This is a genomic window from Streptomyces sp. NPDC087906 (assembly GCF_055584925.1).
On the sequence record NZ_JBVJLC010000011.1, the window covers coordinates 171,019 to 187,571 of the forward strand.

The window sequence follows — 16,553 nt, forward strand, 5'->3', positions numbered from 1 at the left end:
AAGCCCTGGCACCCGGTGTCAACGGCCCACGGCACGGGCGGGGTGATGAGCAGCCGAAGTCACACCGTCGGACCCGGCGGACCGGCGGCCAACGGGCCAGCGGTCAGCGGTCAGCGGACCAGCAGGTCGAGCAGCCGGTCCGCCTCGGCCTTCGGGTCGGCCGTGAGTCCTGTGTGCACAGGGCCCGGCTGTACGACGGTCGAGCGCGGCGCGATCAGCCACCGGAACCGCCGCCCCGGATCGTCACCGCCCGCCTGCCCGGCGGCCTCACCCCCGTCGCAGATCCCCTCGACGGCCCGCAGCGCGGCCCGGATGCCCACCACGTCGGCATGCGGGTCGAGGCAGCGCAGCTTGGCCTCGTCGAGATGGGTCCTGGCCGCGACGTAGGAGGCGGCGCGGCAGTACACCAGGACACCGGCGTTGAAGAACTCACCGCGCTCCACGCGCGGCACGACGCGCAGCAGCGCGTACTCGTAGACGTCGCGCGCGGTCACTTGGCACCGCCCTGACCCGTGAGCCAGCCCGGCGCCCTGGAGGGCCGTGGCGCGCTGGGCGCTTCGAGGACGATCCGTTCGTGGATCGTCCCGGCCCGCGCGAGCAGCGGCGCCACATAGGCGGCGCGCAGCTCGTCGGTCGCCGCGAACCCCGGTTCGTCGACCAGCCATTCGTCCGGCACTTGCGCGACGACGTCGGTCAGCAGCTCCTCGGTGACCAGTGGGGCGAGTTCCGCCGCCGCCGACACGATGTCGGGCCGGAAGGGCGCGAGCGCGTGGTCGGAGGCGTTGTACGGCTTGGCGGCGGACGCGGCGGCGGTGGGCCAGTTGTGGTGCCAGATCATCGTCGCGCCATGGTCGATGAGCCACAGATCGCCGTGCCACACCAGCATGTTGGGGTTGCGCCAGGACCGGTCGACGTTGTTGATCAGCGCGTCGAACCAGACGATCCGCCCCGCCTCGGCGGCGGCGACCTCGTAGGCGAGCGGGTCGAACCCGATCGAGCCCGGCAGGAAGTCCATGCCGAGGTTGAGCCCGCCGCTCGCCTTCAGCAGCTCCTGGACCTCCTGGTCGGGCTCGGAGAGCCCGATGACCGGGTCCAGATGCAGCGTGACAAGATCCGGCACCCGCAACCCGAGCCGCCGCCCCAGCTCCCCGCAGATGACCTCGGCGACCAGCGTCTTACGCCCCTGCCCGGCCCCGGTGAACTTCATGACGTACGTGCCGAGATCGTCCCCCTCGACAATCCCGGGCAGCGAACCGCCCTCCCGCAAGGGGGTCACATAGCGGGTCGCGACGACCTCTTTCAGCACTTCCCAAGCCACCCATCTCATCGACCTTGCAAACCATGCCCAGCATCGACGGGACGCCGCGGCCAGAATCTCCGGTCAGAGGGTGCGCCCCTTGCGTCCTGCCTCTGGCATGAAGTGAGCATAGTAACCGAGGGTGATCGCGGGCGACGAGGGCCCATCCTCCGACATCCAACCTGCGTACGGCCGCGTCTCCGGGATCAGTGCGGCGCCCACGGCATGTATCTATGACCGCCAGGTGAGAGTTTAACGTGCCTTGTGAGGAACGTTTCTACCGCAACGAGCAGAGTGGAATTGTTTGACGCACACCGAGCACTGCCGCATGCTACTGTCGTACTCACTTGGAATCTTGATGCTCAAAACTCCAAGCGCCTTCGTCAGTATTTTCAGCCACTGGAAGCATTTTTGTATTTCCGGTCATTCTGCGGGCGGGGCATCATCGCGGCGACCCGGTATCCGCACATTGCAGGTCCCGGCGTACCGCCCCAAAGGAGATATGACATGGCGTCCGGCACCGTGACGTGGTTCAACGCAGCCAAAGGTTTCGGCTTCATCGAGCAGGACGGCGGGGGCGCCGACGTGTTCGCCCACTTCTCGAACATCGCCGCCCAGGGCTTCAACGAGCTGCTCGAAGGCCAGAAGGTCACCTTCGACATCGCACCGAGCCAGAAGGGCCCGACAGCCGAGAACATTGTTCCCATCTGACGCTGACGCGCACTTCGCGGCAGGGGCGCGGGCTCCAGCCACGACATTTCCCGCAAAGTTTTCTGGGGCCGGCCACCACTCGCAGGCCCCCGACTCACGTAATTCGGGCCGCTTCGAATCCACACCTGCCGGTGCCCTGAATTTCATATGTGCATGACGTCAACTATTTCTTGGCCTGCCCCGCACCGAATTCACTGCCGGTCAGCTTCACTTATAGATTTCATTCGGTCCGTTCTTGTGATTCCCCGCGCTGAGCTTCCGCTGCGAGAATTCCTTGATACGTGCCATATCAAGGAAGATTCCGCATGAACCCCACACGCAAGGCCAGCCCGGTCTTCATGATCAAGAAGCTGACCCATCTCTGCAGGAGACACGTCTTGACGCTGGTTCAGATGCAGTCCCGTTCGGCGAATGCCGCCCCCGCATACAGGACGGCGGCCGACCCCCTGGCCGCAGCCGAGCAGGCGACGGCGCACCGCCCGGTCGATGCCCAGCCTGTCGTCGCCGGGCAAGGCAACCTGCCGGGCGTCCTCGTCCCCACCCGCTGAACCGCCGTACCCCGGCACAACCACCCCCTTCCGTTCTTCTTCTGTGAGGCATCATGCGCTTCGTCATCGCCCGCTTCCCGTTCGACCTCACCAGGAGCGGCGTCCTGGAATCCATGAAGGGCATCAAGCCCGAGCAGGTCATTGGCAGGTCCGTGATCATCGGCCGCCGCACCTACCCCGTCAAGCAGGTCGGGCAGGTCATCACCCGCCAGGACCGCCGTGACTTCAGCGCCCAGGAAGTCCTCCGGGCCATGGCCCAACTCGGCTTCACCTGCCCCGCCCCGGCCCAGACCGCCGCCCCCACGCGGCTCCTCAGCCCGTTCCAACAGGCTTCCGCGATGCTCGGAGCCCCTGCGACCGCCTGACCGACAGGCGGACGCGGTGATTCAGCGAGTCGCCCGGACAGGGTCGTGCGCCTGAGGGGCGGCGACCAAGCTGCCCGGAGAACCGGCAGAACTCAGCTCTCTCAAGCCCCGGCCGCCGGCTTTGACGCTTCGGCGGTGCGGTGGTGTTCGGCGTTGATGCGTTTCGCTTCTTCGAGCTGGTCTTCGAGGATGACGATGCGGCACGCGGCTTCGATCGGGGTGCCCTGGTCGACGAGTTCCCGGGCGCGCGCCGCGATGCGCAGTTGGTAGCGGGAGTAGCGGCGGTGTCCGCCCTCGGAGCGCAGGGGTGTGATGAGGCGGGCTTCGCCGATGGCGCGGAGGAAGCCCTGGGTGGTGTTGAGCATCTCGGCGGCCCGGCCCATCGTGTAGGCGGGGTAGTCGTCGTCGTCAAGACGGCCGAACGAATCGTCTGCTGTCATCTCGCCTCTCTGTGGAACACGCTGGAGGGGCCTTGGTGCCATACGGCACCAAGGCCCCGAAGGAACTGCTACACCATCTGCCGGCCGACTACCTCGCCGGCCTTCTGTGTCCGCACACCCACCCGGGAGAGGATGGGACTTGCGGGGATCGCGGTTGCTTGACCGGAGACCACCTCACTATCGATGTCCTGCGGTACCCGGACTCAACACTCCGTCCGGGCGATCCTGATGGCGCCTGGCTCCTCCGTTCTTCCCTCTGGATCAACTCACTTCGTACTGCTGATACTTCGCACTACTCGTACTGCGTACTGCTGGTGACCTGGCACAAGCGTCACTCTTCGGCAGCCAGCCCCGTCGCCTCTCCTGCGTCTGCTCCGGCTTAGAACCCCACTGCCGAACTTCCCGGTGCGCGCGCCCGCAGCCGGCGCCTTCACCGGGGTGCTGCTCACTTACCCGCACTGCTGGGTACTGCGAACTGCACCTACGGGTACCGCCGTTGCGGTACCGCTCGCGGCGGCCCCTGATGACTGCGGGCCACCCGGTCCGGTCGTCAGCCCCGTCGCCGTCCTGCAAAAACCTGGCTTCGAAACTCCACCACCGCACCGCTCTGCGTACTGCAACTACCTGCACTACTGCCCGGCAGTTCGTCCCTGCCGGGCCTTGCTGATCTCGGCTACGAGAGAAACCATAACCACGCCCCCCATCAATGTCTACTCCAGCCGGGATAGATTTTTCGTTGTCCGAGGCTGAGGTAACCTGCCTCGCTCTCCGTGGGACAGGGTCTGCCCGAGGAAGACCGCCGCACAGGCGGGCAGGAGCGGTCAGGCCACGGTCTGCGGCCAGGGCGCGCCCTCGGCGACGAGCCGTCGGTAGGTGCGGGCGGCGCGGGCCATGTTGATCGCCACGACACCTCGGACGCTGCCCGCCGTGCCGTAGAGCGCGACGAGCGCCCTGTCGTCCACGCTGCCCTCCACTATGCGTACGTGCTCGGCGCCGCGGGTCATGCCGTACATCTGGATCTTGAGGTCGTACTGGTCGGACCAGATGTACGGGACGGTGCTGAAGTCGGTGGCCGCCTCGCCCGCCAGGATGTTGCGGGCCACGGCCAGTCCCTGTTCCGCTGCGTTGGTACGGTGCTCGATACGGCGCCGCAGTCCCGTCACCGGGTCCGGCCAGGAGGCCACGTCGCCCGCCGCCCAGATCCCGGCCGCCGCGTTGAGGCGGGCGTCGCACTCGACACCGTTGCCGAGCGGGAGTCCGCTGTCCCGCAGCCACTCGGTGTTGGGCAGGGTGCCGATCCCGACCAGGACCACATCGGCGGCCACGGTTCTGCCGTCGGAGAGTTCGACACCGGTGGCGGCCCCGTCCCGGGTGGTGACCGCCTTGACGCTCACCCCCGTTTCGACCCGCACACCGTGGGCGGCGTGGGTGCGGGTGAGCATCGCGCCCAGCTCAGGGCCGAGAACGTCGGACAGCGGCTGGGGGATGTCGCTGATCAAGGTGACGTCGCTGCCCGCCTCGCTCGCCACGGCAGCGGCCTCGGCGCCGATGAATCCGGCGCCGACGACGGCGAGGCGCGCGCCGGGGCGCAGCGAGGTGCGCAGTGCGAGCGCGTCGTCCATGGTGCGCAGTGTGTGGACTCCGGACACACCGTCGGTGCCGGGAAGCCGGCGCGCGCGTACGCCGGTCGCGATCACCAGGGCGTGGTAGCCGAGGTCGGTGCCGTCGCTCAGTTTCACCTCGCGGCGGCCGGCGTCCAGGGCGCTCGCCCGTACTCCCAGGCGCAGATCGAGCCCGAGGCCGGTGAGATGGTCGGCGCTGCGCAGATGCAGCCGCTCGGACTCCCAGGCCCCTGCGAGGAGTTGCTTGGAGAGGGGCGGCCGGTCGTACGGCGGGTGGAGCTCGTCGCCGACGAGGGTGAGGGGGCCGGCGAAACCCCCGCGGCGCAGCGCTTCGGCCGTACCGAGTCCGGCGGCCGAGGCGCCCACGACGACGACGCTTTCAGGGTGTTCCACGTTGCTCATGGTGTCCTGTCCGGCTTGTGGGGGAAGCGGCGTTGTCGTGGGGCCGGCGAGGCGGGCTCCTCGGGCTACCAGGCTACGGGCAGTCCGTGGACGCCGTAGACGAGCATGTCGTCCTTGAACCTGATCTCCTCATCGGGAACCGTCGTGTGGAGGTTCGGGAAGCGCTTGAGCAGCGCCGGGTAGGCGAGTTGCAGCTCCATCCGGGCCAGGTTCTGCCCCAGGCACTGGTGGGTGCCGTGGCCGAAGGCCATGTGCCGCCGCACGCCGGGCCGGTCGATGTCCAGGCGGTCCGCATCGGCGAACAACTCCGGGTCGCGGTTGGCCGAGTCGTTCACCAGGATGACGCCCTCGCCCGCCCGTACGAGAGTGCCCGCGACGTCCACGTCCTCGATCGCGACGCGGCGGCGTCCGGTGTGCACGATGGTGAGGTAGCGCAGCAACTCCTCGACGGCGCCCGCGATACGGGCGGGGTCGTCGGAGTCGCGTACGGCGGCGAGCTGCTCCGGGTTGTGCAGCAGGGCCAGGGTGCCGAGGGCCGTCATGTTCGCCGTGGTCTCGTGGCCGGCGATGAGCAACAGGATCGCGTTCTGGACCAGTTGGTCCTTGGTGAGTTCACCGGTGCGTACCCGCTCCTTGATCAGCGTACTGAGCAGGTCGTCGGCCGGGGTCTTCTCCTTGGTGTCGATGAGATCGCCGAGGTAGGCGCTGAGTTCGTCGTTGGCCGCCAGCACCTCTTCGGCGGTGGCGTGCAGCCTGATGAGCCGGCGGGCCGTGCGCTGGAAGATGCCGCGGTCCCCGGACGGCACGCCGAGCAGTTCGCTGATGACCAGGGAGGGCATCGGCAGCGCGAAGTCCTCGACCAGGTCGGCCGGCGGGCCCGCCGCCGCCATGTCGTCCAGCAGCCCGTCGATGATCTGCTGGAGCCTGGGCACCATGGCCGCCACGCGCTTGACGGAGAAGTGCGCGGTGAACATGCGGCGGATCTGGTTGTGTTCGGGATCGTCCTTGACGATGAAGGGCAGTTCGGCCGACTCGCGCCGCACCTTGATGCCCGCGCTCTGCGAGGGGTGTCCGGGCCGGGTCGAGTCGGCGCTGAAGCGGGGGTCGGAGAGGATGGCCCGCTGGTCCGCGTACCGGGTGACCAGCCAGGCGGTCTGTCCGTTCCAGATCCGTACGGGGGTGACGGGCTCGGCCTCGCGCAGCGCCGCGTACTGCGGCGGCGGGTCGAAGGGGCAGCCGGCGGCGCGGGCGAAGGGGAAGTCGGGAACGGTGGTCCCGGGGGTGGCCGTCTCGGTCATGACGCGTACTCCAGACAGAGGTGGGGGTGTGCCGTTGAGTGGTGCGTTCAGCCGTTCCGAGCGGGATCAGGTGCGGACCTCGATGGCGGCCGCGGGACACAGCGCCGCCGCCTCGCGGGCCCGGTCCAGCGCGCCGGCGTCGGGAGCGGCGTCGAGCAGTACGACGACGCCGTCCTCGTCCCGCTGATCGAACAGATCGTCAGCCGCCAGCACGCACTGACCTGCGGCGCAGCACTTGTCTTCGTCGATTTCGATACGCATTCGGAGCTCCATGTGCGACTCGTGGGGGTATCGCCAAGAGGTTACGTAACTTAAGTACGTGATACATCCTGCGAAAGTACGGTGCAACCGGGCCTTGAGTTTCCTGGCCGCGATTGGCTGAAACCGTGTGCCGGTTCGGCATGATGCCTGCGTGGAGAAAACCCCTGGATCCCGGGCCGGCAGCATCGCCGAGTTGCGTTCGGTGTTGAGTGCGCTCGCCTACAGCCTGACGCGAACGCGCGCCCACGATCGGCTGGTCGCCATGGCGGGCATGCCGATCGACCGGCCGGGGCTCGCGCTGCTGCGCGTCCTGGTGCGGGAGGGGCGGCCGCTGCGGGTGGGTGAACTGGCCGACCGGCTGGACGTACGCCATCCCCATGTGACCCGGCAGGTCAAGGAGTTGGCGGAGCAGGGCCTGGTGGAACGGGTGCTGGAGACGGGCGACCGAAGGGTGCAGCGGGTGGTGCCCACCCGGCGGGGCGAGGACACCCTGCTGCGCTTCGACAGCGCCTTCCAGCGGCTGCTGGAGGAGAGCTTCGTGGATGTGTCCGCCGAGGAAATCGACGCGGCGGCCAACGTGCTCCGCCGGATCACCGGCCACCGCGAGCGGAGCGACCCGGACGGCTGACGGGCGGACGGTCATCCGTAGGAGAGGTCGGAGCAGAGGTTGTGGTCGGCGGAGCGCGCCTGGCCGGAGACGCGGGTGGGCAAGGGCGCCGGTGTCGCGGGTGGGGCGGAGGCGGCGGGGGCGTCGGCGTAGTCCAGGCCGGTGACGAGGTTGAGTTGGACGCCTGCGACTGACTGGAGTTGGGCGCCCGGGAACAGCCGGGCGAGGGTCCGGGCCTGGGCTTCGAGTCCGGTGCCGTACTGGACGACGGTGGTGGCGTGGTCCTGGGTGCGGGCGGTGGCGGTGCCGGTGACGGTGAAGTGGTGGTCGCGCAGCAGGGTGGTGGCGCGGCCGGCGAGGCCGTTGGTGGCGGTGCCGTTGTACACGGCGACGGAGATGCCCGCCCCGTCCACGGGGGCCGTTCCTGCGGTGGCTGCGGGCGAGTCCGGTTTCTTCTGGCCGGTGGTGCGGCCGTCGAGGGTGCGGTCGTCCTTGAGGGTGGCCCAGAGGTTGTCGACGTCCGGATGGACAAGGGCGACGCGGGCCCCGTCGTAGCGCCAAGGGGCGGTGAGGAACTGGATGTTGGCCAGGTCGATGTTCTTCAGCGACATGGCGAACGACAGGAGCTTCTGCGCCGAGCCGAGGCCGGGGTCGACGGTGAGGGACTCGGTGGCGGCGTTCGCGAGCGGAAGCAGTGTGGTGGGGCTGAAGCCCTTCTTCTTGACCTGGGTGATGAGGCTGGAGATGAACGCCTGCTGGCGTTTGGTGCGGCCGATGTCGGAGCCGTCCCCGATGCCGTGCCGCAGCCGCACATAGTCCAGGGCCGCTTTCCCCGAGACCTCCTGTTCGCCCTCGTGGTACAGGAGTTTGCCCTGGGTGAGGCGGCTGGGGCTGAGGTCTTTCTGGTAGATGTCCTTGGGCAGGCATACCGGTACGCCGCCGACCGCGTCGGTCATGGCGGCGAAACCGGCGAAGTTGACGACCACGGTGTGGTCGACGCGCAGACCGGTGAGGGCTTCGACGGCGTTCTGGGTGCAGGCCGGGTTGCCCGCCGCCGTGCTGCCCAGCGAGAACGCGGCGTTGAACATGGTGTTGTGCTGGGTGTCGGTCCATGTGCCGTCGGGCAGTCGGCAGGGCGGGATGTCGACGAGGGAGTCGCGCGGTATCGAGACGCCCACGGCGTGGCGGTGGTCGGCGTAGACATGGAGCAGGATCGTGGTGTCGGAGCGGCCGACGGCGTCGGTGCCGCCGCCGAGTTTCGCGTTGTCGCCGGAGCGGCTGTCGGAGCCGATGAGCAGGATGTTCTGGGCGTCCCCAGGAGTGTCCTGGGGCCTCTGGTGGCTGAGGCCCTTGCCGTCGAACGTGTCGATGTTCCCGTTCAGCCGCAGGTACACCGCGCCCCCTGCGGCCACGGCGAGGACGATCACCGAGGCGGCGACCGCCAGGAACAGCTTCTTCCGGCTGCGCCCGCGGCGTCGGGCCCGGTCACGGGACTGCCGCTGGGCCGCGCGGCCACCGGGAGCGGGCGGGGCGGTCGGGGCGGGCGGGGGTGCGTCAGGCGTGGGGTGCTGATCGGTCATGAGTCACGCAATCGTCCGGGCGCCCCGGTGTACGGGCGCGGTGCTCGTGTCCCGCTGATGCTCGGGGCCGCTCTCCGTGCCGGACACGACGGCGCGGGGACGGCCGGGTGCCGGCGGCAGGCCGGCGGGAGGCCGGTGGGAGGCCGGCGGGAGGTGCGGGAGGCTGCCGCCGGGGCGCGGGCGGGTCAGCCGAGGATCGGTACGAGGCCGATGCCGAAGACGACGTAGAACCCGGCCGCCACCGTGAGACGAGCCGGGGTGAGCCGGTGCGCGCGCATGGTCAGCAGCAGGTAGACGATCGCGGCCATGGTGATCAGACCGGCCCAGATGAGGGCGCCGTCGAACTTCCAGGTGGTGAAGAGCAGTCCGAGGCCGCTGGGGACGGTGGCCTGGATCATCATGGCGCCGGAGATGTTGGCCAGGGCGAGTTTCGTCTTGCCCTGGCGCACCCAGATGATCGCGTTCATGATCTCCGGCAGCTCGGTCGCGACGGGCGACAGCAGCAGGGCCGTGACCGCGGCGGACAGGCCCAGCATCGGGCCGATCGCGTCGAGTTGCTTCACGAAGAGCTGGGAGGCGAAGAAGATCACCACCAAGGTGGCCAGGGTCTGCGCCACGACGGCCCAGGTCGCCGGTGAGGCCGCCGTGCGTTGGAGCTTCAGCGGCTCCAGTTCCTCGTCGTCCTCGTCCCCGTCACCGCCGCCGCGGATCTCGCGCCAGAAGTAGACGCCGTAAGCGGCGAAGAACAGCAGCCCCAGGACCGGCTTGAAGGCGAAGGCGACCAGCCCGAGCGCGACCTTGACGACGAAGATCGGCAGAAACCACTTCTGGTCCTTGGCCAGCCGCCGCATGTCCTTCGCGTCGCCCAGCGCCTCACCGGCGGGGCGGCTCTCCGGCATACCGGTGAGAGCGAGGACTTCGGCCTTTTCCTTGCGGCGCTTGAGCAGCAGCATCGCGCCTGTGACGCCGTAGGCGACGGTCGCCAGGGCGAGCGGCCCGCCCATGGCGGCGCCGACACCGATGTTCTTGGCTTCCTCCGTACCGCCGGTGGTCACGGCCACCAGCGTCACCACGGACTCGGGCAGGGCGGTACCGAAAGCCGCCAGGATCGTACCGACGGCCATCTTCCCGACGTTCAGCCGCTGCCCGAGCCACTCGACGGCGTTGACGAACCACTCGCACGAGAGATAGATCGCCACCGCGCACACGAGCAGCAACACGAAATGGATCACGCTGACTGTCCAGCTTTCCCGCACCGCGGGAGCTGGGAAGACGCGCGGGGAGGGTTCCGGCGTTCGACCTCGGCCCCAGCGATGCGCGTACGTCATCGACAAGGAACCGAAGGTCTCGCCCGCCCGGCAGAATCTGCACGGGCCCGGCCACCGGGAACCGCAAGGGTTCCAGCATGTCGACGACCGGTTTGCGGGGCTACTCCCCTTCGCAGCCGCTCACTCTACACAGGTCCGGACTCGCGCCAGCAACCCCCGGCAACCCCGGCAGCCCCGGCAACCCACGCACGACCTCGACCGCGCCCCGGCCCCGGCACCGGCCCGCACCGTCACGGCACACTCGCCCCCCACCTGACGTCGGCGGGGTCGGGGCGGACGGCAGATATCGGGGGCGTCAGGCGTCCGTCCGGCGGGCTTCCGTCGAGACGGCCTCCTCGTCCTGCGCCTCGGCACGCAGCAGGAAGCCGCCCGTGCGCGCCCGGCCCGACGTGAGGCTGCCCCCGACAGCGCGCAACCGCTCGGCGAGGCCCAACAGGCCGTAGCCGCCGCCCGTTTCCGCCCAGGTCTCCATGCCGAAGAGCTTCCCCCGGCCGTCGTCCTCGATTTCGAGCCACGCCGCGCCGAACCGTACGGCGCAACTCCGCGCCCCGCTGTGCTTGAGCACATTGGTCACGCCTTCACGGAGTACGTGGGCGAACACGTCACGCAGCTCGACACGGACGATGTCACCCGTCTCGGGGAGTGAGGCGGAGATCCCTGCGGCGCGCAGTGCCAGTGCAGCGTTCGCCAACTCGTCGTCCAGGGAGACCAGTCGCGTGTCGAGGACCGTGCTGCGGATCTCCTGCATCGCCTTGCGGGCCAGCTCCTCGATGTCCCGGACCTCGGTCCGCAGCGAGTCGTTGACGTCGCTTTCCCCGGCCCCCCGGTCCCCGGCGACCTCCAGGATCCTGCGTGCCACACCGCCCTTGAGCGCGATCGTGGCGACCGTGTGCCCCAGCACATCGTGCAGATCCCTGGCCAGCCGGTTCCGCTCGTCCATGACCGACTGGTGGGCGATGACCGCGCGGGCGGCGCTCAACTGCGAGACAACACGGGTGAGCAGGAACAGCGACGACAACGACAACGTCAGCAGCACGAGCAGCCACGTACCGTTCCAGTCCACCCGGCCGACGGCCAGCCGGGTCGCCACCACCTGGGCCAACGCAACGCCCAGCCCGACCAGTCGGCTCGCCTGGGCCGGCAGCAGTACGACAGCCGCCACGATCGCGTAGGCGAGATTCACCAGTGTCGTGACGTCTCCGGTGATGACCGGCAGGAACGAGCCCACCAGCAGGAGCCAGCCCACCAGCAGGGACCGGATCCACCGCGAACTGCGCTGCCCCACCCGCGTGATGACGAGGAAACTCGCCGCGTAGAGCGCGAGATCCAGCGCCAGCAGAGCCCAGCGGACCCCGGTGGGCCCGCCGTCCATGTCCACGGTGGCCAGAGGCAGTACGACGATGAGGAACACCACCACCAGGTGGCCCCGCAGCCGCACCAACCGGGACTGCGGCCGCCCTCCCTCGCCTTGGCCCTCGACGGGCCACTGCCAGGACCCGAAGCGCGTCGCATCAGTGTTCACGCGCGTCCACCGCGGCTTTCCGGGAGTTCATACCCATGGTGCCTGTCACGCGTCATTGTGCCCCCGCCCGTGGCCTGAGCGCCGACGGTGCAGGGGCGCTCGGTCGTACGGGGAGGCGGTGGCCTCGGAGGGGGCACGTCAGAGCCAGCCTCGGTCCTCCGCGATGCGAGCCGCCTCCGCGCGGGTCCTGGCGGTGGTCTTGGCCATGGCCGAGGAGACGTGGTTGCGCACGGTCCCCTCGGCCAGGTGCAGCGCCCGTGCGATGTCGGTGACCGTGCCCCCGTCGAGTGCCTGGGCGAGCACCTGCCGCTCCCGCACCGTGAGGGGGCTGGTGCCCGAGTGAAGGGCTTCCGACGCGAGGCCGGGGTCTATGACCCGCAGCCCGGCCGCAGCCCTCCGTACCGCGTCGACGAGGTGTTCGGGGGGCGCGTCCTTGACGACGAACCCGACGGCGCCCGCCGCCATGGCCCGGGTCAGATATCCGGGCCTGCCGAACGTCGTGCAGATGACGACCTTGCAGGCCGGAAACTGCCGGCCGAGGTCGGCCGCCGCGCTCAGACCGTCCTTGCCCGGCATCTGGACGTCCATCAGCGCCACGTCGGGTCGGGTACGCAGCGCTGCGGGCACGACGTCGTCCCCGCTGCCGACCTCGGCGACGACCTCGATGTCGGGTTCCAGGCGGAGCATCGAGGCGAGTGCACCGCGCACCAGCGCCTGATCGTCGGCGAGCAGAACCCTGATCACGCGTGTGTGCTCCTCCGACGGGCTGTACGGGCTGTACGGGTACGCGGCTACGGGGAGTATGGGGAGTACGGGCGGACTCAGCGTACTGCCCGGGACGTTGGTGCCGTCCCGGACGTCGTGTTGGTGTCGCGCAGCGGCACCTCGCGGATGAACCACGCGACCGCGAAGGTCAGTACGCCCACCACCGCGCCGCCGATCGCGACGACGTGCAGCCCGTCGGTCACCGCGTCGCCGAAGGCGTCCTGGACCGTCTGCGGCAGCTTGCGCAGCAGCTCCGGCGTCAGGTCCCCGGACGCGCCGCCGTCCGTACCCGTACCGCCGGATCCGAGCCGGTCGGCGAGGGTGTCCTCCAGGGAGTTGCCGAACAGGGAACCCAGCAGCGCCACGCCGAGCGAGCCGCCGATGAGGCGGGCGAGGGTGTTCGCGCCGGTGCCCGCCCCCATGTCGCGGATCTCCACACTGTTCATGGTGATCACCACGGTGTTCTGGACGAGGCAGCCCACACCGAGGCCGATCACCGCGGTGAGCAGTGAGCCGACAAGGGTGTTGGTGCCGGCGTCGAGCAGCAGCAGGAGCAGCATGCCGACGGTGACCAGCGCGCCGCCGATGATCGGGTAGATCCGGTACTTGCCGGTCCTGGTGACCAGGATGGCGGCGACGACCATCATGTCGACCATGCCCAGCATCATCGGGACGAGCAGCAGACCGCCGGTGGTGGACGAGACGCCGCGGGCGTACTGGGTGTACTGGGGAAGGAAGTTGGTGGCGGTGAACATCGCGGCGCCGCCGAGGAACGAGAGCGCCTGGGCGATGACGAAGTTCCGGTCGCGGAACATCCGCGGCGGCATGAGCGGTTCCGCCACCCGCCGTTGGACGTAGCCGAAGGCGATCAGCGCGGCGACGGAGACGACCGCGAGACCGATGATCTGCACCGAGGCCCAGCCGTACTCCGAACCGGCCCAGCTCGTCAGCAGGGTGAGGGCGACGATGCAGGCTGTCAGGAGTCCGGTGCCCAGGTAGTCGATCTTCGCCCGGACGGTCGGTGCGGCGGTGTGGAGGAAGAGACCGGTGGTCAGCAGCGCCAGGGCGCCGATCGGGATGTTGACGTAGAACACCCAGCGCCAGCCGAAGGTGTCGGTGAGGAAGCCGCCGACGAGCGGGCCGCCGACGAAGGCGGTCGGCATCATGACGGCCGTCATCGCCTGGATTTTTCCGCTCTTGCGCGGCGGCACCAGTTCGCCGATGATCGCCTGCGCGCCGACCATCAGCCCGCCGCCGCCGAGTCCTTGCAGCGCGCGGAAGCCGATGAGCCGGCCCATGTCCTGGGCCAGCCCGGACAGGACCGAGCCTGCGAGGAAGAGGACGATCGACAGCAGGAAGACGCGCTTGCGGCCGTAGAGGTCGCCGAGCTTTCCCCAGACGGCCGTGGTCGCGGCCGTCGCCAGCAGGTAGGCGGTGACGACCCAGGAGAGGTGGTCGAGGCCGCCCAGGTCACCGACGATCGTGGGCAGCGAGGTGGCGATGATGAGGCTGTCGAGCATGGCGAGGAACATGCCGAGCATCAGCCCGCCGATGCCGAGCCAGAAGAAGCGCGCGAGTACGACGTCGTCCTCGCCGCCCGTACCGGACGGCCCCTGCCCCAACTCCACCGTTCCCGTCTCCGGCATGGTCCGTCCCTTTTCAAGTGTGCTGCCCGGCTGACCCGTCGACCGGACATGCCGGCCCTCCCGCACCCGCGGCGCGCTACCGCTGCGGGCTTGCTCTCAGCCTGCTCGCCGGGCTCCCGCCGCGCCCACGACGTTTGTCACCGGTGTGCCCCGACGGGTGCCACGACGGGTGCCACGACGGGTGCCACGACGGGTGTCACGGGCAGGCTGCGGGGCGGCGACGAAGCCCCCGGAGGGGGCCTGGCCGCCGTGGCGGCCAGGCCCCGGGAGGACTCAGCCCTTGGCGGCGACCGCGGCGAAGCCGCCGTTGGCCGGGACGTCGACCGTCAGGGTGTCCTGTGCCGTCACCTCGTGGCTCTCCCGCACCAGTCCGTCCGGGCCGTCCCGCACGACGTCGAGGGTGTACGTCCCGTCGCCCAGGAACGTGAGCGGCACCTGTTCGGTGCGGGCGTCGCCGGCGGTCACACTGCCCAGGAACCACCGGTCGCCGTCGCGGCGGGCGATCGTGGTCTCCTTGCCGGGGTCGCCGGACACGAGCCGCGTCTCGTCCCAGGCCGTGGGCACGTCCGCGAGGAACCGCTCCAGCTCCGGGCGCTCGCGGTACTCGTCGAGCGAGCCCGCGAAGTTCTGGAAGCCGGACTCGTAGACCACCGAGAGCGCCAGTTCGGCGGCGTCGGACACCGGGATCTTGCCGGTCTGGAAGTCCATCGGGGTGAAGTCCATCGACCCGACCACATTGCGGGTGTAGGGCAGCACCGAGACATTGGCCGCCGTCACGTTCAACTGCTCGGCGCCGTGGACGGCCTCCATCGACATGACCTGCGGCCAGGTCCGCTGGATGCCGTGCGGGATGGTCGATCCGTGGAAGTCGACGAGCAGGTGGCGGGCGGCGGTCTCCTGGAGGATGCCGTCGTACCACTGGTAGCGGACCTGCTGGTCCGAGTCCATGAAGTCGATCTTCACCCCGACCACGCCCCACTCGGCGAGTTGGTCGAACACCGCCTTCTGCTCGTCGGCGGTGTCCACGTCGGCGTAGTTCATCCACAGCAGGATCTTGACCCCGCGCTCCTCGGCGTACGCGGTCAGCTCCGGCATCCAGTCGGTGGTGTTCCAGCCGTCGTCGACGAGCGTGTACTCCCAGTGGTGCTCGGCCGCGTAGTCCACCATGGACTTCTGCTTCGCCAGGCTGCGTTGGGCCTCCTGGCCGCCGTCCATCCAGGACCAGGCCACCTTGCCCGGCTTGATCCAGGAGACGTCGTCGACCCGCGAGGGCGGAGCGACGTCGTCGTTGAGGGTGGATTCCGTGACGGTTGCCAGATCGCCGGTCGTCACGGTCCGCCACGGAGTGCTCAGCGGTCCGGGCGAGTTGATCTCGTCGTCGGCGAGCGCGACACGGTACTCACCCGTGCCCGCGGTGTGCGCGAGGTGGCTGCCGTCGTAGCTGCCGGTCACGTCCGACTCGCTCAGCAGCGCGTAGTCTCCGTCAACTCCCGTCCCCTGCGTGCGGAACAGCGCCGGGTAGGCGTAGTCGCCGTCGGCGGCGCCGGCGGCCGAGAGCGACTGGTGGGCAGCCTCGTAGTTGCCGTTCGACCACGTATTGATCCAGGCCGAGGCGTTGTCGGGCAGCTCGAAGGCGGACGCCTCCTTCGTGACCTTCACACCGTCGCCCGCGGTGTCGGGCACCACATAGCGGTAGGCGACGCCGTCGGCCGCGGCGCGCACCACCACGTCGAGTGCGGCGCCGTCCGCGTTCTCGAAGGTGAACCGGGACTCCGCCTGGTCCACGGTCCGTTGCCTGCGTTTGCCGACGGTGGTGGTGTAGTCCTCGTGCACCGGCGTGTCCGTCTTGCTCACGAATCTGAGTCCGGAGGTGAGATCGCCTTCGTCGGTGACGATCCCCACGGCTCCCGGGTCCAGCACGGTACGTCCGTCGAGCTGCACGCCGAGGGAGAGCTTCCCCTCGCCGTCCAGGCTGAGGGTGGCGGTCGGATCCGCGCCGTCCAGGGCGACGGTCCAGGACTGGTCGTCGGCCTGCGCAGGTGGAGCAAGTACGCTGCCCGCCATGGCGGCGGTCAGCACAGCACCAAGCAGTACGGGTGTTCGTGCACGCATAAGTCCCCTTGGTTCCAGAAGCCAGCAGCAACATCGAACATTTCCAAAC

General features: G+C 69.3%; 16 protein-coding genes. 4 read left to right on the plus strand and 12 right to left on the minus strand.

Annotated features, from left to right (window positions below):
- Nucleotides 1-110: 110 nt before the first annotated feature.
- Both ACZ63I_RS27795 and ACZ63I_RS27800 read right to left on the minus strand, forming a co-directional pair.
- Nucleotides 111-494 carry a DUF3037 domain-containing protein gene (locus ACZ63I_RS27795; protein WP_469341854.1) on the minus strand — a complete coding sequence of 128 codons (384 nt, stop codon included), beginning with the start codon at nt 492-494 and terminating at the stop codon, nt 111-113.
- Nucleotides 491-1,306: a HipA family kinase gene (locus ACZ63I_RS27800; protein WP_469341966.1), complete on the minus strand. Its 816-nt coding sequence runs from the start codon at nt 1,304-1,306 to the stop codon at nt 491-493. The genes ACZ63I_RS27795 and ACZ63I_RS27800 overlap by 4 nt, the downstream gene beginning before the upstream one ends.
- A gap of 498 nt (nt 1,307-1,804) precedes the next feature.
- Here ACZ63I_RS27800 and ACZ63I_RS27805 point away from each other — a divergent pair, with 498 nt between their 5' ends.
- The 3 genes from ACZ63I_RS27805 to ACZ63I_RS27815 all read left to right on the plus strand — a co-directional run bounded on the left by ACZ63I_RS27805 (nt 1,805) and on the right by ACZ63I_RS27815 (nt 2,921).
- The gene (locus ACZ63I_RS27805; protein WP_469341855.1) at nt 1,805-2,008 is read left to right on the plus strand and encodes a cold-shock protein; all 204 of its coding nucleotides are present in this window, start codon (nt 1,805-1,807) and stop codon (nt 2,006-2,008) included.
- A gap of 305 nt (nt 2,009-2,313) precedes the next feature.
- Entirely contained in the window at nt 2,314-2,556 is a 243-nt protein-coding gene (locus tag ACZ63I_RS27810) for a hypothetical protein (RefSeq protein WP_469341856.1), read from the plus strand.
- Between the two features lie 53 nt (nt 2,557-2,609).
- The gene (locus ACZ63I_RS27815; protein ID WP_469341857.1) at nt 2,610-2,921 is read left to right on the plus strand and encodes an SCO5918 family protein; all 312 of its coding nucleotides are present in this window, start codon (nt 2,610-2,612) and stop codon (nt 2,919-2,921) included.
- A gap of 101 nt (nt 2,922-3,022) precedes the next feature.
- Here the strand turns inward: ACZ63I_RS27815 and ACZ63I_RS27820 are convergent, their stop codons facing one another.
- The 4 genes from ACZ63I_RS27820 to ACZ63I_RS27835 all read right to left on the minus strand — a co-directional run bounded on the left by ACZ63I_RS27820 (nt 3,023) and on the right by ACZ63I_RS27835 (nt 6,944).
- The gene (locus ACZ63I_RS27820; RefSeq protein WP_469341859.1) at nt 3,023-3,361 is read right to left on the minus strand and encodes a helix-turn-helix domain-containing protein; all 339 of its coding nucleotides are present in this window, start codon (nt 3,359-3,361) and stop codon (nt 3,023-3,025) included.
- A gap of 821 nt (nt 3,362-4,182) precedes the next feature.
- Nucleotides 4,183-5,385: an NAD(P)/FAD-dependent oxidoreductase gene (locus ACZ63I_RS27825; RefSeq protein WP_469341861.1), complete on the minus strand. Its 1,203-nt coding sequence runs from the start codon at nt 5,383-5,385 to the stop codon at nt 4,183-4,185.
- 65 nt (nt 5,386-5,450) lie between these two features.
- Complete coding sequence (locus ACZ63I_RS27830) at nt 5,451-6,683, minus strand: cytochrome P450 (protein ID WP_469341863.1); 1,233 nt, start codon at nt 6,681-6,683, stop codon at nt 5,451-5,453.
- A 66-nt stretch (nt 6,684-6,749) separates the two neighbouring features.
- Nucleotides 6,750-6,944, minus strand: a complete 195-nt coding sequence (locus ACZ63I_RS27835; RefSeq protein ID WP_469341864.1) for a ferredoxin — start codon at nt 6,942-6,944, stop codon at nt 6,750-6,752.
- Between the two features lie 151 nt (nt 6,945-7,095).
- On the opposite strand from ACZ63I_RS27835, the gene ACZ63I_RS27840 reads away from it, so the two are divergent.
- The gene (locus tag ACZ63I_RS27840) at nt 7,096-7,572 is read left to right on the plus strand and encodes a MarR family winged helix-turn-helix transcriptional regulator (protein ID WP_469341865.1); all 477 of its coding nucleotides are present in this window, start codon (nt 7,096-7,098) and stop codon (nt 7,570-7,572) included.
- Between the two features lie 11 nt (nt 7,573-7,583).
- Here the strand turns inward: ACZ63I_RS27840 and ACZ63I_RS27845 are convergent, their stop codons facing one another.
- The 6 genes from ACZ63I_RS27845 to ACZ63I_RS27870 form a co-directional block, all read right to left on the minus strand.
- Nucleotides 7,584-9,131 (minus strand): LCP family protein, encoded by a 1,548-nt coding sequence (locus tag ACZ63I_RS27845; protein WP_469341866.1) that lies wholly within the window; start codon nt 9,129-9,131, stop codon nt 7,584-7,586.
- 185 nt (nt 9,132-9,316) lie between these two features.
- A complete protein-coding gene (locus ACZ63I_RS27850) occupies nt 9,317-10,363 on the minus strand; it encodes a sodium:calcium antiporter (RefSeq protein WP_469341867.1) in 1,047 nt (348 codons plus the stop codon).
- A 391-nt stretch (nt 10,364-10,754) separates the two neighbouring features.
- Nucleotides 10,755-11,981, minus strand: coding sequence for a sensor histidine kinase (locus ACZ63I_RS27855; RefSeq protein ID WP_469341869.1), 1,227 nt, complete (start codon nt 11,979-11,981; stop codon nt 10,755-10,757).
- Nucleotides 11,982-12,119: 138 nt separating this feature from the next.
- Entirely contained in the window at nt 12,120-12,725 is a 606-nt protein-coding gene (locus ACZ63I_RS27860) for a response regulator transcription factor (RefSeq protein ID WP_469341870.1), read from the minus strand.
- Nucleotides 12,726-12,802: 77 nt separating this feature from the next.
- Nucleotides 12,803-14,392 carry an MDR family MFS transporter gene (locus ACZ63I_RS27865; protein WP_469341871.1) on the minus strand — a complete coding sequence of 530 codons (1,590 nt, stop codon included), beginning with the start codon at nt 14,390-14,392 and terminating at the stop codon, nt 12,803-12,805.
- Nucleotides 14,393-14,665: 273 nt separating this feature from the next.
- Entirely contained in the window at nt 14,666-16,504 is a 1,839-nt protein-coding gene (locus ACZ63I_RS27870) for a glycoside hydrolase family 97 protein (RefSeq protein ID WP_469341872.1), read from the minus strand.
- Nucleotides 16,505-16,553 lie beyond the last annotated feature (49 nt).